This window comes from Rhodoluna miladensis (SeqCode), from assembly GCF_965234705.1.
Lineage (GTDB): Bacteria > Actinomycetota > Actinomycetes > Actinomycetales > Microbacteriaceae > Rhodoluna > Rhodoluna miladensis.
This window is the reverse complement of the sequence record NZ_OZ248465.1, coordinates 392,479-411,786: the sequence shown is the minus strand read 5'-3', so window position 1 is coordinate 411,786 and position 19,308 is coordinate 392,479. Positions and strand designations below refer to the sequence as shown.

General features: G+C 50.3%; 21 protein-coding genes. 4 read left to right on the top strand and 17 right to left on the bottom strand.

What is annotated here, in order from left to right; translation table 11 throughout:
* Window positions 1-11 precede the first annotated feature (11 nt).
* From gltX to AC8GDC_RS02015, 7 genes are all read right to left on the bottom strand, one after another.
* Window positions 12-1,517, bottom strand: a complete 1,506-nt coding sequence (gene gltX, locus AC8GDC_RS02045; protein ID WP_506558229.1) for a glutamate--tRNA ligase — start codon at window positions 1,515-1,517, stop codon at window positions 12-14.
* Between the two features lie 24 nt (window positions 1,518-1,541).
* A complete protein-coding gene (locus AC8GDC_RS02040; protein WP_506558228.1) occupies window positions 1,542-2,297 on the bottom strand; it encodes a fumarylacetoacetate hydrolase family protein in 756 nt (251 codons plus the stop codon).
* Window positions 2,294-3,385, bottom strand: a complete 1,092-nt coding sequence (locus AC8GDC_RS02035) for a branched-chain amino acid aminotransferase (protein WP_506558227.1) — start codon at window positions 3,383-3,385, stop codon at window positions 2,294-2,296. Before AC8GDC_RS02035 ends, AC8GDC_RS02040 begins: the two co-directional genes overlap by 4 nt.
* A 15-nt stretch (window positions 3,386-3,400) precedes the next feature.
* Complete coding sequence (locus AC8GDC_RS02030; protein ID WP_506558226.1) at window positions 3,401-4,429, bottom strand: 3-isopropylmalate dehydrogenase; 1,029 nt, start codon at window positions 4,427-4,429, stop codon at window positions 3,401-3,403.
* Between the two features lie 87 nt (window positions 4,430-4,516).
* Complete coding sequence (locus AC8GDC_RS02025) at window positions 4,517-4,780, bottom strand: helix-hairpin-helix domain-containing protein (protein ID WP_506558225.1); 264 nt, start codon at window positions 4,778-4,780, stop codon at window positions 4,517-4,519.
* 18 nt (window positions 4,781-4,798) lie between these two features.
* Complete coding sequence (locus AC8GDC_RS02020; RefSeq protein ID WP_506558224.1) at window positions 4,799-5,407, bottom strand: class I SAM-dependent methyltransferase; 609 nt, start codon at window positions 5,405-5,407, stop codon at window positions 4,799-4,801.
* 10 nt (window positions 5,408-5,417) lie between these two features.
* Window positions 5,418-5,789, bottom strand: coding sequence for a rhodanese-like domain-containing protein (locus AC8GDC_RS02015; protein ID WP_506558223.1), 372 nt, complete (start codon window positions 5,787-5,789; stop codon window positions 5,418-5,420).
* A gap of 75 nt (window positions 5,790-5,864) precedes the next feature.
* Between AC8GDC_RS02015 and AC8GDC_RS02010 the strand changes: the two genes are divergently transcribed.
* Together AC8GDC_RS02010 and glpK are read left to right on the top strand one after the other, a co-directional pair.
* Window positions 5,865-6,122, top strand: a complete 258-nt coding sequence (locus AC8GDC_RS02010; protein WP_506558222.1) for a metal-sensitive transcriptional regulator — start codon at window positions 5,865-5,867, stop codon at window positions 6,120-6,122.
* 155 nt (window positions 6,123-6,277) lie between these two features.
* Window positions 6,278-7,780: a glycerol kinase GlpK gene (gene glpK, locus AC8GDC_RS02005; RefSeq protein WP_506558221.1), complete on the top strand. Its 1,503-nt coding sequence runs from the start codon at window positions 6,278-6,280 to the stop codon at window positions 7,778-7,780.
* Between the two features lie 4 nt (window positions 7,781-7,784).
* On the opposite strand, the gene AC8GDC_RS02000 is transcribed toward glpK, so the two are convergent.
* The 8 genes from AC8GDC_RS02000 to AC8GDC_RS01965 all read right to left on the bottom strand — a co-directional run bounded on the left by AC8GDC_RS02000 (window position 7,785) and on the right by AC8GDC_RS01965 (window position 16,504).
* Window positions 7,785-8,612, bottom strand: a complete 828-nt coding sequence (locus AC8GDC_RS02000) for an aldo/keto reductase (RefSeq protein WP_506558220.1) — start codon at window positions 8,610-8,612, stop codon at window positions 7,785-7,787.
* Between the two features lie 84 nt (window positions 8,613-8,696).
* Complete coding sequence (locus AC8GDC_RS01995) at window positions 8,697-10,454, bottom strand: ABC transporter substrate-binding protein (RefSeq protein ID WP_506558219.1); 1,758 nt, start codon at window positions 10,452-10,454, stop codon at window positions 8,697-8,699.
* Between the two features lie 113 nt (window positions 10,455-10,567).
* Window positions 10,568-10,843: a DUF2160 family membrane protein gene (locus tag AC8GDC_RS01990; RefSeq protein ID WP_506558218.1), complete on the bottom strand. Its 276-nt coding sequence runs from the start codon at window positions 10,841-10,843 to the stop codon at window positions 10,568-10,570.
* Window positions 10,844-11,695, bottom strand: coding sequence for a carbohydrate ABC transporter permease (locus AC8GDC_RS01985; protein WP_506558217.1), 852 nt, complete (start codon window positions 11,693-11,695; stop codon window positions 10,844-10,846).
* A complete protein-coding gene (locus AC8GDC_RS01980; protein WP_506558216.1) occupies window positions 11,692-12,648 on the bottom strand; it encodes a carbohydrate ABC transporter permease in 957 nt (318 codons plus the stop codon). Before AC8GDC_RS01980 ends, AC8GDC_RS01985 begins: the two co-directional genes overlap by 4 nt.
* A gap of 2 nt (window positions 12,649-12,650) precedes the next feature.
* Entirely contained in the window at window positions 12,651-13,733 is a 1,083-nt protein-coding gene (locus tag AC8GDC_RS01975) for an ABC transporter ATP-binding protein (protein WP_506558215.1), read from the bottom strand.
* Window positions 13,734-14,828, bottom strand: coding sequence for an ABC transporter ATP-binding protein (locus AC8GDC_RS01970; RefSeq protein ID WP_506558214.1), 1,095 nt, complete (start codon window positions 14,826-14,828; stop codon window positions 13,734-13,736). It abuts the gene before it with no gap.
* A complete protein-coding gene (locus tag AC8GDC_RS01965) occupies window positions 14,825-16,504 on the bottom strand; it encodes a glycerol-3-phosphate dehydrogenase/oxidase (protein ID WP_506558213.1) in 1,680 nt (559 codons plus the stop codon). The genes AC8GDC_RS01970 and AC8GDC_RS01965 overlap by 4 nt, the downstream gene beginning before the upstream one ends.
* Before the next feature lie 112 nt (window positions 16,505-16,616).
* Between AC8GDC_RS01965 and AC8GDC_RS01960 the strand changes: the two genes are divergently transcribed.
* A complete protein-coding gene (locus AC8GDC_RS01960; RefSeq protein WP_506558212.1) occupies window positions 16,617-17,585 on the top strand; it encodes a sugar-binding transcriptional regulator in 969 nt (322 codons plus the stop codon).
* Complete coding sequence (rbsK, locus tag AC8GDC_RS01955; protein ID WP_506558211.1) at window positions 17,586-18,518, top strand: ribokinase; 933 nt, start codon at window positions 17,586-17,588, stop codon at window positions 18,516-18,518.
* Here the strand turns inward: rbsK and AC8GDC_RS01950 are convergent.
* Window positions 18,515-18,898, bottom strand: a complete 384-nt coding sequence (locus AC8GDC_RS01950; RefSeq protein WP_506558210.1) for a type II toxin-antitoxin system VapC family toxin — start codon at window positions 18,896-18,898, stop codon at window positions 18,515-18,517. The genes rbsK and AC8GDC_RS01950 overlap by 4 nt on opposite strands.
* Window positions 18,898-19,176, bottom strand: coding sequence for a type II toxin-antitoxin system Phd/YefM family antitoxin (locus AC8GDC_RS01945; protein WP_506558209.1), 279 nt, complete (start codon window positions 19,174-19,176; stop codon window positions 18,898-18,900). Before AC8GDC_RS01945 ends, AC8GDC_RS01950 begins: the two co-directional genes overlap by 1 nt.
* Between the last annotated feature and the right edge of the window lie 132 nt (window positions 19,177-19,308).

The window sequence follows — 19,308 nt, the reverse complement described above, 5'->3', positions numbered from 1 at the left end:
TAGCTTGCGAGCTAGCTGCGGGCAAACAGCTCTAATCGAGCTAGAGTTTCGGCCTTACCAAGAATTTCCATCGACTCAAACAGTGGCGGAGAAACTCTGCGACCGGAGATCGCTGTGCGCAGTGGTCCGAAGGCATTCTTTGGCTTTTCACCCATTTGCTCAACAAGCACCTTGTTTAGTAAATCGCGCAAAGCGTCGGTTGTGAAATCATTCAGATCAGAAATTGCAGCAGTAGCTGCAGCAACTATCTGCTTGGCATTTTCCGGCAATCCCTTTCGGGCATCCTCTTCGATTGTGATCTTGGAAGAATCAGTAAACAAAAAGCCCAGCATGTCTTTGGCTTCACCCAGCACAGTAATACGCTCTTGAATCAGCGGTGCGCCTTTGCCTAGTATCTCCAGCTGCGCAGGCGTTGGCGGGGTTGAGAGCACTTCACCTCTTTGTAGGTAAGGGATCAGACGATTAGCAAAGTCCTCGGCGGCAAGGGATCTGATGTGGGTGGCGTTGATAGCATCGGCTTTTTTCAGATCGAATCTGGCAGGATTTGGATTCACATCGTGAACATCAAAGGCCTTTGCCATTTCCTGCAAAGTAAAGATGTCCTGGTCGGCACTTAGTCCCCAGCCAAGTAGAGCTAGGTAGTTCAAGAGGCCTTCTGGAATAAAGCCGCGGTCGCGGTGGTGAAATAAGTTGCTTTCCGGGTCTCGCTTGGAAAGCTTCTTGTTGCCCTCACCCATTACGTATGGCAGATGACCAAACTGCGGGATGAAAGTTGTAATTCCTGCTTGAACCATCGAGTTATACAAAGCGATCTGTCTAGGAGTAGAAGAAAGCAGGTCTTCTCCACGAAGCACATGGGTCACACCCATCAGGGCATCATCGACTGGGTTTACCAGCGTGTACAAAGGGTGACCGTTAGGACGAACCACAACAAAATCCGGGAAAGAACCAGCCGGGAATGTAATTTCTCCGCGCACGAGGTCAGTAAAGGAAATGTCCGAATCTGGAACCCGAAGCCTAAGAGCTGGAGTTCTTCCTTCAGCCAAGTACTTATCTTTTGTGGCCTGATCCAAGTCTCTTTCTGAGTTGTCGTAGCCAAGCTGCTTAGCTCTTCCCGCTGCTTCGTTTCTGGCATCGATTTCTTCGCCGGTTAGAAAGCTTTCGTACAGGTGCCCTGCGGCCTTTAGCTTCTCGACTACTTCTTTGTATATGTCCATGCGCTGTGATTGGCGGTAAGGCTCATTGGGTCCACCAACGTTGATTCCCTCGTCCCAATCAAGTCCAAGCCAAGAAAGGGCTTCGATTATCTGCTCGTAAGATTCTTCGCTGTCGCGCTCTTGGTCGGTGTCTTCAATGCGGAAGATAAAAGTTCCTCCGGTGTGACGAGCGTAGGCCCAGTTGAACAAAGCGGTGCGCACCAATCCAACGTGAGGGGTTCCGGTCGGGCTAGGGCAAAAGCGCACCCGGATATCTTTTCCGGTGGCAGTTGAGAATTCAGCGGTGATCTGGTTTGTCATTATGGGATAAGTCTAGAAGACCAATCAGATAACAGGGTTTGCCAGAATGCCAATTCCCTCAATCTCACACTCAATCAAATCTCCTGATTTGATTTGGCTGATTCCAGCAGGAGAGCCAGTCAAAATGATGTCCCCAGGAACCAGTGTCATGTTCTTTGAAACGTAGGACACAATTGAGCGGATGTTGTGGGTCATCTTTGAAATCGCCGCGTTTTGCTTTATGTCGCCATTTATGCGGGATTCGATTACTTGTTCCTCTGGCAAGAACTCTGTCTCAACCCAAGGGCCCAGTGGGCAGAAAGTATCAAAGCCTTTGGATCTGGCCCACTGGCCATCGCCAAACTGCAAATCCCTTGCGGTGACATCGTTTGCGATGGTGTATCCCCAGACATAATCCAAAGCATCAGCTTCAGAAACGTTCTTGGCCAGTTTCCCAATAACTAAAGTCAGTTCTGCCTCAAGCTCGACCTGTTTGGACTGCGGCGGAATAACAATTGCTTCGCCGTGGCCGATGATGGCACTCGAAGGCTTGAAGAAAATCAATGGTTCAACAGTGACTTCTTCGCCGATCTCGGCTGCGTGATCGGCGAAGTTCTTGCCGATACAAATCACCTTGGAGGGAATGGTTGGGGCTAGTAGCTTCACGTCTTTAAGTGGGATGCGCTCACCGGTTGTGTCGTAGCCAACAGCTAGCGGGTGACCTTTTAGAACGACAAGTTCTGGGCCATCGACAATTCCGAATCTCGGGTCAGCGCCATTGCTGAATCTAGCTATCTTCATACTGAGAGTCTATGCATCCATCCGTGCTTATCTTCCAGGCGACCGTACTGAATGGAAGTTAGCTCTTCGCGAAGTGAAACAGTTAGCTTGCCAGGGGCAGCATCAGGGGAACCGATTTGTTCCACCTTTGATTTGAGCATGCCAACCGGAGTGATAACGGCTGCTGTGCCACAGGCAAAGATCTCGGTGATTTCGCCCGAGTTGAATCCTTTTCGAACCTCATCGAGCGTGATCTTGCGCTCTGATACTTCGTGTCCACGATCTTTCAAAAGTGTGATGATCGAATCCCTGGTGATTCCGCGCAGGATTGTTCCATCAAATGATGGAGTTGAAACTTTGCCATCGGCGTGAACAAAGAATAGGTTCATGCCACCGAGTTCTTCGATGTAGGTAGCAGTTTCGGCATCCAAGAACATCACTTGCGAGCAACCCTGCTCGTAGCCTTCGTTTTGGGCCAACAAAGACGCTGCGTAGTTTCCACCGGTTTTTGCTTCCCCTGTTCCATGCTTTCCAGCACGCGATGAATCAAGGGCAATCCAGATCGATACTGGCTTTACTCCCCCAGTGAAATACGGTCCAACAGGGGATGCAATAACGCGATACTCAGCTCGGTGAGCAGCCCGCACGCCAAGGAAGTTCTCAGCTGCAATTTCAAAAGGTCTGAAGTACAAAGTCTTTTCGTTCTCAGGCTTTGGAACCCACGCTCCATCAACGGCAATTAGCTGCTTTAGGGACTCAAGGAAGATCTCTTCTGGAAGCTCTGGAAGCGCCATGCGCTTCGCACTCTTCTGAATTCGTGCAGCGTTCATCTTGGGCCTAAAGGTCCAAATCGATCCATCGTCGTGGCGGTAAGCCTTGATGCCCTCAAAGATTTCTTGGCCGTAGTGAAGCACAGCACTGGATGGATACATCAGCATTGGGCCGTAGGGAATAACTTGTGCTGAGTGCCAGCCCTTGTCCTTTTCCCACACCACAACCACCTGGTGGTCAGTGAAGTGAGTTCCAAAGGTTGGGTTGGCGATGATCGCTTCGCGATCAGCGTCTGAAACCGGGTTTGGGTTTCTGGTCACCTCAAAAGATACGCTCATGATTTTCCTAAAGTCTTATAGCCCCGCAAAGATTGCATCAGCAATCTCTGATGTTGATTTACCCGACTGGCCATTAGCCAGTGCAGTTGCAATTGCGGCTTCTAGCCGATTTGCAGCATCTACTTCTCCGATGTGACGTAAAAGCATTGCAGCCGATTGAATGGCTGCGGTTGGGTTGGCCTTGTTTTGGCCTGCAATATCTGGAGCGGAGCCGTGTACTGGCTCAAACATCGATGGGAACTTACCCGTTGGGTTTAGATTTCCACTTGCCGCAAGCCCTATGCCTCCGCTTATGGCAGCTGCTAGGTCAGTAATGATGTCTCCGAATAGATTATCGGTCACAATCACATCAAAGCGAGCCGGGTTTGTGACCATAAAGATAGTCGCTGCATCGATGTGCAAATAGTCGTGCGAAACACCCGGAAACTCCTTGGCAATCCGGTTCACGGTGTCCTGATACAAGCTTCCGGCACGAACTAGCACGTTGTGCTTATGAACCAAGGTCAGCTTCTTGCGAGCGCGGGTGGAGGCTAATTCAAAGGCATATCGAACAATACGTTCGACCCCGGAGGCGGTATTGATCGAGTACTCGGTGGCTATTTCTTTAGGGGTTCCCTTATCGGTTGTTTCCCCTTGGCCCAAGTACAACCCTTCGGTACCCTCTCGCACAACAACAAAGTCAATCACGCCAGGATTTGCCAAAGGAGAAACTACCCCTGGAAGAAGCTTGGTTGGACGCAGATTCACAAAGTGATCAAAGCCAAAGCGAAGCTTTAGTAAGAACCCTCGCTCCAAGATTCCAGAGGGAACACTTGGGTCTCCAATGGCACCAAGAAGAAGTACATCTTCCTTAGCTAGATTTTCTAGGTCTGCCTCGGTAAGTGCCTCGCCGGTTGCGTTATAGCGCTTTGCTCCAAAGTCATACTCGGTAGTTATAAAGGTAACGTTTGGAGCTGCAAGCTCAAGGGCACGAACGGCGTGCTTGGTCACCTCAGGACCGATGCCATCACCTGGAATTACCCCAAGCTTTATCGTTGTTGCCACTTACTTACTCCCAAAACCAGTCAATGACTCAACTTTACTGGCTTTGGTCAAGACCCCAGCTGGCCTGGCTACAGCGGTAATAAGGCTTTAGAGGCGAAACTGAATCTTCTTGCCGTGCATGATGACCTTGATGCGAGCTATCGAGGATTTACCCATTCCGTGCAGCTGATCTAGTTCAGCTGAAGTTATCTTCCGCAAATCCGAGACCTTATAGAGCTTGGCATTTACCAGAGCCCTTCTTGCAGGTCCCGATAAGCCAATCGCTCGCCACTCACCATCAAAGGCGTCATAGCTTGATGGATCGTCAGGGTTTGGCGCTAGTGGCTTGGGGTTCTTAGAAGGTTTGGCCATACCCCTAAGTGTATTTAGCTATTGCTTGGTTGCCATGGCGGTCAGAGTAATCGAGGGCTTTAGCCCTTCCTTGGTCTGAACCTGTCCATCGCGGTTAGTCACAAACTTTATCTCCATCGGCAATGTAGACAGCAATGCAGTCATGGATTCTTCTGAAGGAAGAAAGTCGGGGTTCTGTGGTCCCCCGAAGCCATCTTTCAGATTCTCGAGTGCATGCCACACTCCAAAGAACACTCCTCCTGGTTTAAGGTTTTCAACCAGGCGAGTAATTGCAATCGTTAGCTCCGCTTGCGGAATCTGAAGATAGGCAACAACGCCTAGATCAACCGGTGCCAGTTTGGAGTCAAAATCCAGTGCTGAGGCGTTGGTTGTAAAGACTCGGTCTGAGACGTTTTTCTCGGCAGCAAGTTTCTGACACTTTTCTAACCCGACCGAGGATAGATCGACGTTCTCTGCCTGCCAACCTCTTTCGGCGAAAAAGACAGTGTTACGACCTTCGCCTCCGGCAAGATCAATCATCTTGCCAGAGGCGAGGTCAGAACAACTTTCTTTGACAAAGCGGTTTACATCTTTGGTATAGACGTACTCATCAACCGAGTACTTGCTATCCCAAAACGCTTTGTCCATAAAACTAAAACTACTTCACTACGGTCAAGCCAGTTTGGTTAGCCGCGTTCTCCAAAGAACCACCATTAACCAATTCACCGGTGAAGCCAGACTGTTGCATTATTTCTATAGCTTGTCCTGCGCGGTTACCGGAGCGGCAGTAGATGTAGTAATCAGCTGCTCGATCCAAAGTTGAAAGCATGTCCATGAAGGTTGGGTTCTGGATATCGAACAGCTGTGCACCTTCTAGGTAGCCCAAAGAAGTTTCTTCAGGTGTTCTAACGTCAAGGACAGCTGCGTACTGACTCATGTCCATTGGCTCCTGGTTCGTGCAGCCGGTTAGGCCTGCAACTGCGAATACTGCAATAAAACTAGCTGCAAGAACTTTGAAAACCTTGGTCAATTGGTTATTCCTTTCTTATACCCCCTAGGGTATACTAGTTGTTACACCGCAGCAACCAAGCAAAGGACAACCTCGATGCAGATCGCTTCTCAAGAACTCAAAAGTGCCCGCGACCGCCTAGTACGTGCCAACGGTCAGCTAGCCGGTGTAATCAAGATGCTCGATGAAGGAAGAGACTGCACCGACATCTTGAACCAGCTCTCAGCTGCCAACTCTGCTTTGACCAAAGCAGGCTTTGCGATCATCGCTACCGGTATGGCCAAGTGCGGAAATGATGCCAAAGGAAATGCCAATCGAGCTGAGCTTGAAAAAGCTTTCATGTCGCTTGCCTAGAGCCACTTGAGCCCTTGAGAATTCGTGCAAGAAAATTCTTGCTCGCTGAACATACAAGCGCCTTTTTGTTGCCCACTAACCCATTAGAGTCAAAGCACACTCTGCAGTATTCTTGAGCAAGCGGAACCTACCTAAGGAAGTTAGAGCCCAACGCCATGGAAAAGTTTGTAATCTCTGTTGACCAGGGAACCACCAGCACCCGAGCCATCATCTTCAACGAGGCCGGGGAGGCTCTAGCCTCCGGACAGCTCGAGCACAAACAAATCATGACCCAACCGGGCTGGGTCGAGCACGACGCCATGGAGATCTGGGATAACGCGCGTGCAGTTGTAGGTCAAGCGCTCGGTAGCTTAAACATCACTCGTCACTCAATTTCCGCGGTTGGAATAACTAACCAGCGCGAAACTACCGTTATCTGGAACAAGCACACCGGAGTTCCCGTTTACAACGCGCTGGTATGGCAAGACACCAGAACTCAGCCGATTGTTGACCGCCTCGCTCAAAAAGGTGGAGTAAACCGCTTCAGAGAGATTTCGGGCCTTCCGCTAGCAACCTTCTTTTCTGGTACCAAGATCACCTGGATTCTAGAAAACGTTGCCGGTGTAAAGGAGGCCGCCGAAGCCGGCGACCTACTGTTTGGAACAATGGACACCTGGCTACTGTGGAATTTCACCGGTGGGCCTGAAGGCGGAGTGCACAAAACCGATGTGACTAACGCCAGTAGAACAATGCTGATGAATCTTCGAACCCTGGCTTGGGATGAGGATGTTGCGGCCGAGTTCGGTGTACCGCTGAAGATGCTGCCTGAAATTTGTTCTTCTTCGGAAATCTACGGGATCGTGAGCGAGTCCAGCTTGCTTCGCGATGTTCCAATCTCAGGAATCCTTGGAGATCAGCAGGCGGCAACTTTCGGTCAGGCAGCTTTCAATAAGGGTGAATCAAAAAACACCTACGGAACCGGAAACTTCCTTATTTTCAACACCGGCGAAGAAGTGGTCTTGTCTAAAAACGGTCTGCTAACCACCCTGGCTTACCAGCTAGGAAAAGCCAAGCCGGTCTATGCCCTTGAAGGCTCCATTGCCGTGACGGGTTCCTTGATCCAGTGGCTGAGAGATAACTTGAACTTCTTCCAGAACGCACCTGAGGTTGAGGCCATGGCCAACACCGTTGCCGATAACGGTGGTTGCTACTTCGTGCCAGCCTTCAGCGGTCTATTCGCCCCACACTGGAGACCAGATGCCAGAGGTGCACTAGTTGGACTAACACGCTTTATCAACAAGGGACACATCGCAAGAGCAGCGCTAGAAGCTACTGCCTTCCAGACCCTTGAAGTACTGGATGCACTCAATGCTGACTCAGGAGTAGACCTAACTGAGCTCAAGGTTGATGGTGGAATGACCAAGAACAACACCTTGATGCAGTTCCAGGCCGACATTCTTGGTGTTCCAGTTATCAGCCCAGTAATCACTGAAACCACCGCTTTGGGTGCTGCCTATGCAGCAGGCCTTGCAGTTGGCTTCTGGTCAGATCTTGATCAGCTAAGAAGTCGTTGGAAAGAAGGCAAGCGCTGGATTCCAAACATGGATGATGCTGAGCGCCAGCGCCAAATCAAGCTTTGGAAAAAGGCAGTGACCAAGACACTGGACTGGGTCGAGTAAGAAACTAGTTGCGATCCTCTGGATCAACACCGGTCCGGAAATTGGTATTCAACGCAGTTATTGCTGAAACTTCTTCCAAAGACAACTCAAAATCAAACACGTTCATGTTCTCGATGATTCTTTCTTTGGAATTGGACTTCGGGATTACCGCCACTCCCCTTTGGATGTGCCAGCGAAGAACTACTTGAGCTACCGACTTACCGTGCTTTTTTGCCATGGTTTCAAGCATCGGCTCTTCAAGAATTTTGCCTCTAGCCAAAGGTGACCAGGCCTGGGTGACGATCTTGTGAGAGGTGTCGTATTCCAAGACTTTTTCTTGGGTAAGCCAGGGGTGAAGCTCGATCTGGTTCAAAACAGGCACGTGCTCGGCAACCTTGAGGATTTCATCGATGTGGTGGGTGTGAAAATTACAAACTCCGATGGAGCGAATAACTCCATCGTTCTTGAGCTTTTCCATGGCCTTCCAAGAGTCCACATACAACAGCCCTCGCTTAGGAGCAGGCCAGTGAATAAGGTACAAATCCAAGTAGTCAAGCTTTAGAGCCTTTAGGCTCTTGTCGAATTCTTTGAGTGTGTTTTCGAAACCTAGGCCATCCATCCAAAACTTGGTGGCAACTATGACTTCTTCGCGGGGCAAACCTGAGGCCCTGATTCCTTCGCCCACTCCAACTTCGTTTTCATACATCGAAGCGGTGTCGATTAGGCGGTAGCCATTTTCTAAGGCGTGGGCAACCAAGGGAGCAGCAAGCTCGTTTTCGACCTTGTATACGCCAAGTCCCAGCTGCGGGATGGTGTTGCCATCTACCAGCGGCATCAGAGGGGAAGTTATCAATTGATTTTCAATTCTTTGTCAAAAGTAAATGTTGGCCGGCAACTTTCGTTGCCGGCCAACACTTGCGGTTACTCTACAACCGTATTAGTTTGCTGCAGCCCAGCGCTTGACTAGTTCGTCATAGTTCTGGGTTTCACCCTTAGGCTTCTCGTTTGCTAGCTTCGCAACCGGTGCACCTGGCTGATCGATCCAGTACTGCTCGTCCTGCTCTGGGTTCATCTTGACCGCACAGTTAGCATCAGGGTTCGATGCTTCTAGACGGATCATGACGTCATCCTGAGCAGCTGCAAGCTCGTTCATAGCCTCTTGAGGAGTGAACTCACCTGATGCAGCCTTGGAAATTGACTGCCACCATAGGTTAGAAATGGTTGGGTAGTCAGGAACGTTGGTACCAGTAGGAGACCATGAAACACGGTCTGGTGAACGGTAGAACTCAATGAGTCCTCCATACTTGAACGCGTTCTCTGTGAAGTACTCAAGGTCAAGGGTTGACTGACGAATGAATGTCAGAGCCTTGGCCGACTTAGCAGCGTCAACGGTCTTTGAGGTAACGAACTGTGCGTAAAGCCATGCAGCAGCGCGTCGGTTCTCGTCAGCGTGGTTCATGAATGTCCATGATCCTACGTCCTGGTAGCCAAGCTTCTGGCCATCCTTCCAGTAGGAACCGTGTGGGCTTGGAGCCATACGCCACTTCGGTGATCCATCTTCATTCATAACAGGTAGTGATGGGTCGGTAGCAGAAGCAGTGAAAACTGTGTACCAGAAAATCTGCTGCGCAATTTCACCCTGTCCTACTACACCTCCAGCCTCGCTGAAGTCCATTCCCTTTGCTGTCTCAGGTGCGTACTCGAACCAGTCCAAGAACTTGGTTAGAGCGTAAACCGAAGCAGGACCGTTTAGGTCTCCACCGCGGGCCACTGTAGAACCAGCTGGGTTACAGCCTTCAACACGGATACCCCACTCATCAACAGGTAGACCGTTAGGGCCACCTCCGGTGCCGTCACCGTTACCGGCCATTGATAGCCAAGCGTCAGTAAAGCGCCACTGTAGTGAAGGACCTGGCTGAGCGTAGTCCATGTGACCATAGACCTTCTTGCCATCGATGGTTCCATCGCCATTTACTTCGGTTGAGAAGAACTTAGCGATGTCCTCGTAAGCAGACCAGTTAACTGGAACGCCTAGGTCGTAACCGTAGATGTCCTTGAACTGCTTCTGGATGTCAGCGTCGCTGAACCAGTCGTAGCGGAACCAGTAAAGGTTCGCGAACTGCTGGTCAGGTAGCTGGTAGATAACGCCATCAGAACCAGTGGTGAAGCTGATACCAATGTAGTCTTCGATGTCCAAACCTGGGTTTGTAATCGCAGAGTCTGCCATTAGGTCAGCTACTGGGTAGATGTAGTCTCCACGCTGGTGAGTACCGATTAGGTCGGAGTCATTAACGTAGCCATCGTAGATCGAGGTACGGGTCTTGATTTCGGTCTGGATTCTTTCGATAACGTCACCCTCACCAATGAGGTCGTGAGTTACTGAGATTCCAGTTAGTTCCTTGAATGCCTGAGTCAAAACTTCTGACTCATACACGTGCGGGTCGATGGTCTCAGAAACAACGCTGATCTCGGAAACTCCAAGACCGGCAGCCGCTTCAGCGAACCACTTCATTTCAGCAATTTTCTCATCGCGGGTCAATGCGCTGAGTGCAAACTCACCATCGGCCCACTTTGCAGCAACTGCATCCACGTCAGAAGGTGTTGCCCCACCTGAGGCACAACCTGTGACTAGTAGTACCGCGGCGGCCGACATGGCCAAACCAGCGATGCTACCTTTGCGAACATTTCTATTCATTTTTACCTTTCGCATTGCCGTTGAGGAGGCCGATCTGGTCTTCTCAACATTTCTAGAACCCGAGGAATCCCCCGTGCTCCAAAACGATGAACAAAGCCTGCTCATCGAATTCTTTATCCCCATATCAGGATCACCACTGACATTGCTAGCGCTGATATGGCCCATATAACGGTGTCACTGTCCACAATCGCGAACGAGATCACCATAACTAGTGCAAACGAAACAATCGCGATGTAAACGCGCTCTGTTCGATCTGTAACTATCCCCAAAAATCCTTTGCGCCTTACCGGTGGGCGGTAGTGACCCCATATGGTTAGACCGGTGATCATAAGTGCCACTCCGATAAACACGATGGCAACCGGTGTGGTCCAAGGAATCCAATCGAACATTTACACACGTCCTAACGCAAAGCCCTTGGCGATGTAGTTTCGAACGAACCAGATCACAATCACTCCAGGAATGATGGTCATAACACCAGCAGCCGAGAGCAATGACCAGTCAATACCGGAAGCTGAAATTGTTCGAGTCATTTGGGCTGCGATCGGCTTGGCGGAGGTTGCAGTGATGGTTCTGGCAATAAGCAGCTCAACCCAGCTGAACATGAACAGGAAGAACGCTGTTACGCCGATACCTGAGCGAATCATCGGAATAAAGATGGTCAAGAAGAACCTAGGGAACTTGTAGCCATCGATCTCTGCTATCTCGTCCAGTTGCTTTGGAACTCCGGACATAAAGCCCTCGAGGATCCAAACCGCCAGCGGAACGTTGAAGAGCATGTGTGCAAGAGCTACACCCAAAGGAGTATCGAACAGATCCACTGCCTGGTAAAGCTGGAAGAAAGGAAGCAAGAACACAGCAGCCGGGGCCATGCGGTTAGTTAGCAGCCAGAAGAACAGGTGCTTATCTCCCGAGAAGGTAAAACGGCTAAATGCATACGCTGCAGGTAAAGCGACGATCAACGACAGCACAGTGTTCATAAGTGTGTAGGTGATCGAGTTCATGTAGGAACCGATCCAACTTGAATCCTCAAAGAACTGGGTGTAGCCGTTCAAGGAAATCTCGGTCGGGATCACCTCAAACTTGGACAGGATGTCAGCGTTGTCACGGAACGACATCGAGATCAACCAAATAAGCGGAAGGGACCAAACGGCCATGATCAGCCAGAACAACCAGCTTCTAAGGTCAATGCGGAACCTTGAGGTCTTCTTACCGGCAGCGGAAGTCGCCATCATTGTCGTCATTTTTGCACCTTCTCAAGTTTCGAACGCACTTGCTTTGGTTTCTTATCGAGCTTCGCTGCTTTCTTGTCTTTGAGCGTGACCTTGGTAGCACCTGGGCGCTCATCCAAAGTCAGTACTGTGAAGAAGATGAAGGAGAAGATCTGAATGAACAAGAAGTACATCAGCGAGAAGGCTCCGGCAACACCTAGGTCGAACTGACCAATAGCAATCGTGGTGAGCAAAATACTCAAGGTCTGAGTCGATGATCCAGGACCTCCACCGGTGACCACAAATGGCTCGGTGTACATCATGAATGAGTCCATGAAGCGAAGCAATAGGGCAATCATCAGCACTCGTCTTAGCTTTGGAAGCTCAACGAAGCGGAATACCGCCATGCGGGATGCGCCATCGATGGCAGCTGCCTGGTAGTAAGCCTGCGGAATAGAACGAAGTCCCGCATAGACCAGCAAGGTCACCAGAGGTGTCCAGTGCCAGGTGTCCATTACCAAGATCGTGGCCCAAGCATCGGTGGTGTCTTCGCTCAGGTTGTAGTCGAAGAACTGGTTTACGAGCACTCCACCCAAACCGATGTCGCTACGGGTGAAGATTCTCCAGGTGGTTCCAACTACGTTCCAGGGAATAATCAGTGGTATTGCAACAACCACTAGAGCAGCAGATGCCTTCCAACCGGAGCGAGGCATGAGCCTGGCTAGGAAGATTCCAAGTGGAATCTGAATAAGAAGTATCTGAGCTGAAAGAGTCAGGTTCCTGGTGAAGGCATCCTGGATGTTTGGATCGGTAGCTACTCGCTTGAAGAAATCAAGCCCCACGAACAAGCGGTTGGAGGCGCCCTGAATATCCTGCAGTGAATAGTTGGCAACTGCCATCAGAGGGATGATCGCGGTGAAAGCAACAACAAACACCACTGGCAATACTAGGAACCAAGCCCTGTTGTTTTTCTTCTTGCCATCCATGATTAGTTACCCCCTGCACTGCTCGGTGAAACAGTTGACACGGCCTTTTTGTTCATGTCGTAGACAAAAGCTCGCTTGGCATCAAAGCTGAAATTCGCCTTGGCGCCAACCTTGGCGTCGTAGCTTTCTTCTGTCTTTGCAATGAACTTGAAATCGTCCTTGCTCAGATGCACCAGCTTGAAAACACCGCGGTCTTCGACGCGGTCGATCTTGAACTCAAGACCGGATTTGCTAGGAACCAAGAACTCCGGCCTTACCCCAAAGCGGTGAGAGCCATTTAGGCCAGCCTTGGCAGCTTTACCAATTGGCTTGCCGTTGTGAGTTAGAACTGATGAGCTTGCCTCAACATCTAGGAAGTTCATACCCGGTGATCCAATGAAGTAGCCAACGAATTCATGCTGTGGCTCCAAGAACAACGACTCGGAAGTTCCAGCCTGAACCAAGGAACCCTGGTCCATAACCAAAACCTCATCGGCAAATGTCAGTGCCTCGGTCTGGTCGTGGGTCACATACACAACAGTGACACCGGTAGCCAAATGCAATCTTTTTAGACGGTTGCGAAGTGTCCACTTGAAGTTCTGGTCGATAACGGTAAGTGGCTCATCGAACAAGATCGCCGATACGTCTTCGCGAACGAGTCCTCGACCCAGGCTCACAATCTGCTGAAGATCAGAGCGAAGCTTTGATGGCTTGCGGTCAAGGTCTTTTTCGATGCCCAATAGGGCTGCAATTTCGTTGACTCGCTCTGCAACCTTGGCTCTTGGAACCTTGCGGTTCTTTAGAGGGAACTCGAGGTTTTTTCTAACTGTCATGGTGTCGTACAAGACCGGGAACTGGAAAACCTGAGCGATGTTTCGATCGTCAGTGACAACATCGGTGACGTCCTTGCCATCGATGAACACTTTTCCTTCCGATGGCTTGAGTAGTCCCGAAATGATGTTCAAAAGAGTGGTCTTGCCACAACCCGAAGGACCTAGCAAGGCGTAAGCCTTGCCGTCTTTCCAGGTCATGGTGATTGGGTTCAGGGCGTAAGTCTTTCCTCCGTCGTAGGAGTGAGCAACACCTTCTAAGCGAATCTCAGCCATTTACTTACCTCCTGAAATTGGAGCAAAAATTGCCTTGCCCGAGGTTGGCTCAAAGCCATAAAGATCTGCAGGCTCGAAGTAAGCGGTGATCTTCTTATCCAGAGCAAAATTCTGGGTGCCTTCAACTTCGATAACGATCTGCTCGCCTGATTCGAGCTTGACGTGAACGAATGTTGAGCTACCGGTCACCTCAGCTAGCTGGACCTGGCACTTGATAGCAACCGACTTAGAAGATGCTGCCTCAAGGGTGATCTTGCCTGGCTGGATACCCATGGTGATCGCCTTGGCTGAATCTGATAGCTCAGGACGAGAGAACTTGAAGCTCTCTGGTCCGAAGTTAGCTGTTTTGCCATCCACGGTTGAGGCCAGAAGGTTGATCGGTGGATCGGCCATAGCGATAGCTGCGGCAACGGATTTTGGAGCCTGGTAGATGTCCAGCGCCTTACCGGTTTGGATTAGGCGACCTTCGTCCATAACAAAGGTGTCGGTGGCAAATTCCAGTGCCTCGGAAGGCTCAGCGGTTGAGTAGATAACAATCGATGACTCGTCAGAGAAGATGCTCTGAAGCTCGGCTCGAAGCTGCTCGCGCAGCTTGTAGTCGAGGTTTGCAAGAGGCTCATCCAAAAGCACAATGTCGGCTGGTCTGGCCAGTGCTCGAGCGATAGCAACTCTTTGCTGCTGACCACCGGAAAGCTCAGAAGGCTTGCGCTTTAGGAATGGGGTAAGGCCCAGAAGCTTTGCCATCTCCTCGACTCGGGCTGCAACTACTTCCTTGGCTGGCTTTTTCTTGGCAGCCAACAAAGGAGAAGCGATGTTGTCAAAGACAGAAAGTGATGGGTAGTTGATGAACTGCTGATACACAAAAGAAACCGAACGTTGCTGGACTGGAATCTTGGTGATATCCACCCCGTCCAGGGTCACAGTTCCAGTTGTTGGCTTGACCAGACCCGCGATGATTCTCATCAGGGTGGTCTTTCCAGCTGTAGTTGGGCCAATAAGTAAGTTGATGCCGCTTTTGAAAGTGGCTGAAAGATCGTAGATGATCTCCTCTGAGTCTTGGCTCAGGGAAATATCCTTTAGGACCATCTTGGTCATACTCGAGACCCCGCTTCAATGTGGACGCCGGAAACTTCTGAGGAACTCTTGCCGGAATCCCAGCCTAGAGGTTTTTGCATGATGCTCGCCAACTCCTGTAACAGTGCGGTATTCATAGATCCAGTGAAGGCTAGGTTGCTGCGGCGGTTGACTAGGTCTTCTAGGCGATAAACGCTCTCGTTTTTGACCAAGTACTCGATTTCGGAGTCCGAAAAGCTTGGGGCGTGCTTCAGCATGGTCTCAGGCGTTACCGAAATGTAATCAAGAACGTGCTTTGCCCTGGTTCCGTAGCGAAGAAGTAGCTGCAGAGCGCGCTCTGCCGAAACTGACCCCTTGTTCTCTAGCGCCCACTGCTTCTGGGATGCATCGGTAGTTGGGTAATCTTTTCCGCCACCGATGGACATCTTTGCTGTGGACTGAACGCGGGATTTGCCCAAAAGCTTCAAAACATCAGAAGAAAGGTGCTCACCCAGTGCTCTAAAGGTTGTCCACTTGCCTCCAACCAGGCTCAAAACCGGAATCTCATTCTCAGCCGAGGTTCTAACAATTCGGTAGTCGCGAGAGATAACTCCCGGGTTGATATCTCCACTTGCTGCCAGGGGTCTAACCCCTGAGTACTTGAAGACGATCTGGTCTTTGTCTATTTGAATCTGTGGAAACACGTAAGAAACCAACTTGAAGAAGTAGTCGACTTCCTCGTCGGTGCAAACCGCAGGCTCTTTCATGTCGTGAGGAATATCGGTTGTTCCAACTAGAACCTTGCCCAAGATTGGATACATCAACACGATGCGTCCATCGCGGTTTTCGAAGAAGATTTCACGGTTATCGCAAGCATCGAATAGCTCTTGGTTATCCAAGACGATGTGTGAGCCCTTGGTGCCTGCCATGTAGCCGGTATTGAATCCAAGGCTCTGGTTTGTCATATCGGTCCAAGGACCTGAGGTGTTAACAATCACATCGGCAGTGAAGGAAATTTCTTCACCGGTGAGCTGATCTTTCAAAACTGTCTTGCCATCTTTGTGGGCGCTTGCTGCTAAGTAGTTGAAGGCACGTGCATTGCTGCCTGCAGATAGGCCATCAAACAAAACATCGAGAGCTAGTCTTTCGGGATTGTCCATTGCTGCGTCGTAGTAGGTGGCGGTGAATTTAACGTCTTTGTTTAGTGAAGGCATTTCTGCCATGGATTTTTTCTTGCCTAAGAATCGATGCCTCGGCATTGTTCCACCGTTGCGTCCAAAGGTGTCATAAAGAAGTAGTCCAACTTTGATCAAGATTGCGCCGCGCTCTTTTGGCTTACCCGATGAATGAGTGAACAAACGAATCGGAGCGCTGATAAGGCCAGAGAAAATCGAGAAGATCGGCATTGTGGTTTTTAGTGGCTTCACATAATGAGGAGCTGCCTTCAAGAGGCGATTTCTTTCTTCGAGAGATTCTTTAACCAAACGAATCTCGCCGTTCTCTAGATAACGAACACCACCGTGAATCATGTGTGAGGAAGCAGCAGAAGCTCCGGAGCAGTAATCGTTTTTTTCAACTAGAACGACATCGATGCCCTGATAGGCCAAGTCGCGGAAAGTGGCGAGGCCATTGATGCCGCCGCCGATAATGAGCACCTGAGCTTTGGGGTTTTCCCGGAGCGCGTTTAGTCGAGAAGATTCGACTGTGCTCTGGTTCATAAACTCTGCCGCTTTCTTCTTTGAAAATGCCTGAATACCAGCAATCTATTGACCCTTTGGGCCCCCTGACATAAATTTCAGCCAACTTGCACATATGTGCAATACTTTCGTTATGTTGGACGAGGTCAATGAGAAATCCAGGGTTCGCCTGGCCCTCAAGGCCGCCCAGCTTTACTACCTGCAGGATCTGACCATGGACGCCATCGGCGATGAGCTGAAGGTCTCGAGATCTTCGGTTTCACGACTATTGCAGATGGCCAAAGACCGAGGCATCGTCGAATTCAAGATTCACTCCCCCGAAGATGCCCCAAGGCGCATGGCAACCGAGATCAAAAAGCGCTACGGAGTCAACGCACATCTTGTTCCGGTTGCCGAATCAGCTTCCCCGATTGATCGCTTGGACCGTGTGGCTCTTACGGCCGCACGAATGCTCACCAACTTTTTCTTCTCCGGCATGACAATGGGTGTTGCCTGGGGATCAACTACCGCAGCGGTGAGTAGAAACTTGGCTCCGAGACCTTTGAGGGATTCAAGGGTGGTCCAGCTCAATGGAGCTGGAAACACCTTTACCACCGGTGTGACATACAGTGGTGAAATCCTTCGGCGCTTCGGTGAAGCATATGGTGCAACTGTGGAGCAGTTTCCAGTCCCTGCCTTTTTTGATGATCCTTCTGCCAAAGAAACTCTCTGGAGAGAAAGAAGTACCAAGCGAATTTTGGACATACAGTCCTCGATGGATGTTGCCCTGTTTGGCCTTGGCGCCAGTAACTCAGAAGTTCCAAGCCAGGTTTACACAGCCGGCTATCTAAGCCCCGATGATCAAAAGAGCCTGAACGAAGGAGGCATCGTGGGAGATATCGCAACGGTGTTCTACCGCGCCGATGGCTCATCAGATGGCATAGCGCTAAATAACCGCTCCACAGGTCCTAGCCTTGATGTTATTCGAGCGGTTCCAAGAAAGATCTGCGTGATCGCAGGTCCTTCAAGACTTCCAAGTCTCAAGGGTGCCCTTGCTGGCAAATACATTTCGGATTTGATCATCGACGATGGCACCGCAGCGGCCTTGCTAGAGGAGAACTAAATGGCAAATCAAGAAAACCAAACAGGTGGCGTCATTGTCGTGGGAGGTATCTCGATTGACCTGGTGGCCTTTGCGGACAAACTTCCTGCCCCAGGTGAATCCATTCTTGGGAGTGATTTCAAGATCATCCTGGGCGGTAAAGGCTCAAACCAGGCTGTTGCGGCAGCCCTAGCAGGAACTACCAGCACCCTGGTTAGCTGCGTTGGAACCGATGTTTTCACTGATTTTGCAACCGACGCCCTTGAGGATTTTGGGGTTGATACAGCGTTTGTGAGACAAGTTGAGGGACCTACCGGCATCGCTCACATCAGAGTTGCCGCCTCCTCCCAGAACAACATCGTGGTCATCCCGCTGGCGAATTTCAAGATCACCAAGGCTCAGGTGGATGATGCCTTCGAAAAACGCCCAAATGCCAAAGTACTTCTTACTCAGCTCGAGATTCCGTGGGAAGTAAATCGTCACGCCATTAGCCTTGCCAAATCCCAAGGACTAACAGTTGTTCTGGACCCAGCACCTGCTTCCAACCCCGAGCCAACTGCCTGGGATCTAATTGATATCGTGACCCCTAACGAGTCAGAGGCTCACTCACTAACGGGTATAGAAGTAACAGATGAGCAATCGGCCAAACAAGCCGGCCACTGGTTTCTAGACAAAGGCGTTGAAAACGCCATCATCACCATGGGTGGCCAAGGAGTTGTGTTGGTCAACAAAAAAGAAACTAGATTGTTTGCAGCTCCCAAGGTTCAAGCAGTGGACACCACTGCTGCAGGCGATGCATTTGCTGGTTGTCTTGGAGCGCTGCTTAGCGAGGGAGCTTCCCTAGAGGAAGCTATTGAGGTGGCCGTGAAGGCAGCATCGATCTCAGTCACAAAACTAGGGGCATCGTCTAGCTTGCCTACCAGGACCCAAGTTGATGGGTTTCAAGTTTCTTAGGCAGCCGAGTCCAAGATCCAATCGAAACCCAAATCCAACATACGCCTGTCTGATGTGACCAGCGTTGCACCTCTAGATTTAGCTGTTGCCAGTATGAGGCGATCAAAGGGGTCATGCCTTACGAGGCTGGGTAGGAAATAGGTTTCCAAAGCATCCTCTACTCGCAAAGGTAAACTTCCCAATTCGTGTTCTTTCAATAGAGCACCAAGTGGATGGGAAAGCTTGATTTTTCCGAGCATGTCCTTGATTGCGATTTCAAAAACTGAAACCGGTGAGAAATAAACTTTGCTCGCCCGCGCTAGAAGTCTCTGAGTCTTTTTTCCAAACTGGTTGGGATTGCTAAGAAGCGAAAACAGTGCGTTGGTGTCCAGGACCAGCACTAGTCCATGTACCCAAACTTGCGCCAAATCTCATTCATGTCCTCATCCAGCCGGTCCCAAGCTTCCCAGTCAAAGCCTTCAAAGTACTTGGCAGTAACCCAGAGGTCTCTGGGGAGCGTCCTGGCTTGGGCAGCCTGCTTTTCATCCGGCGTTAGGGCAACCAACTTCATAAGCGGTTTACCAGAGCGCGAGACGATGACTTCTTCACCCTGGGCAACATCGTCCCCGAGCTTAGACAGGTTGGCCTTGGCGTCGCTTATGTTCACTGTCCTAGTCATGACTTCAGCATAACTCTGCGCGTTTGAAGCTGACAAGAGCGAAAGAGGCGGTGTTTTGGAATTTGCAGAAATTGAATTCATGTCAAACAAGCTAGAACAAGTCTCGTTGCAATTTGTCGCACTTGGAAAGTT

Coding starts and splice junctions, on each gene's coding strand:
- gltX (WP_506558229.1), bottom strand. CDS start 1,517: ATGACAAACCAGATCACCGCTGAATTCTCAACTGCCACCGGAAAAGAT.
- AC8GDC_RS01970 (WP_506558214.1), bottom strand. CDS start 14,828: ATGACCAAGATGGTCCTAAAGGATATTTCCCTGAGCCAAGACTCAGAG.
- AC8GDC_RS01945 (WP_506558209.1), bottom strand. CDS start 19,176: ATGACTAGGACAGTGAACATAAGCGACGCCAAGGCCAACCTGTCTAAG.
- AC8GDC_RS02035 (WP_506558227.1), bottom strand. CDS start 3,385: ATGAGCGTATCTTTTGAGGTGACCAGAAACCCAAACCCGGTTTCAGAC.
- AC8GDC_RS01980 (WP_506558216.1), bottom strand. CDS start 12,648: ATGGATGGCAAGAAGAAAAACAACAGGGCTTGGTTCCTAGTATTGCCA.
- AC8GDC_RS01965 (WP_506558213.1), bottom strand. CDS start 16,504: ATGAACCAGAGCACAGTCGAATCTTCTCGACTAAACGCGCTCCGGGAA.
- AC8GDC_RS02020 (WP_506558224.1), bottom strand. CDS start 5,407: ATGGACAAAGCGTTTTGGGATAGCAAGTACTCGGTTGATGAGTACGTC.
- AC8GDC_RS02010 (WP_506558222.1), top strand. CDS start 5,865: ATGCAGATCGCTTCTCAAGAACTCAAAAGTGCCCGCGACCGCCTAGTA.
- AC8GDC_RS01960 (WP_506558212.1), top strand. CDS start 16,617: ATGTTGGACGAGGTCAATGAGAAATCCAGGGTTCGCCTGGCCCTCAAG.
- AC8GDC_RS01985 (WP_506558217.1), bottom strand. CDS start 11,695: ATGACGACAATGATGGCGACTTCCGCTGCCGGTAAGAAGACCTCAAGG.
- glpK (WP_506558221.1), top strand. CDS start 6,278: ATGGAAAAGTTTGTAATCTCTGTTGACCAGGGAACCACCAGCACCCGA.
- AC8GDC_RS02025 (WP_506558225.1), bottom strand. CDS start 4,780: ATGGCCAAACCTTCTAAGAACCCCAAGCCACTAGCGCCAAACCCTGAC.
- AC8GDC_RS01990 (WP_506558218.1), bottom strand. CDS start 10,843: ATGTTCGATTGGATTCCTTGGACCACACCGGTTGCCATCGTGTTTATC.
- AC8GDC_RS01975 (WP_506558215.1), bottom strand. CDS start 13,733: ATGGCTGAGATTCGCTTAGAAGGTGTTGCTCACTCCTACGACGGAGGA.
- rbsK (WP_506558211.1), top strand. CDS start 17,586: ATGGCAAATCAAGAAAACCAAACAGGTGGCGTCATTGTCGTGGGAGGT.
- AC8GDC_RS02040 (WP_506558228.1), bottom strand. CDS start 2,297: ATGAAGATAGCTAGATTCAGCAATGGCGCTGACCCGAGATTCGGAATT.
- AC8GDC_RS01995 (WP_506558219.1), bottom strand. CDS start 10,454: ATGAATAGAAATGTTCGCAAAGGTAGCATCGCTGGTTTGGCCATGTCG.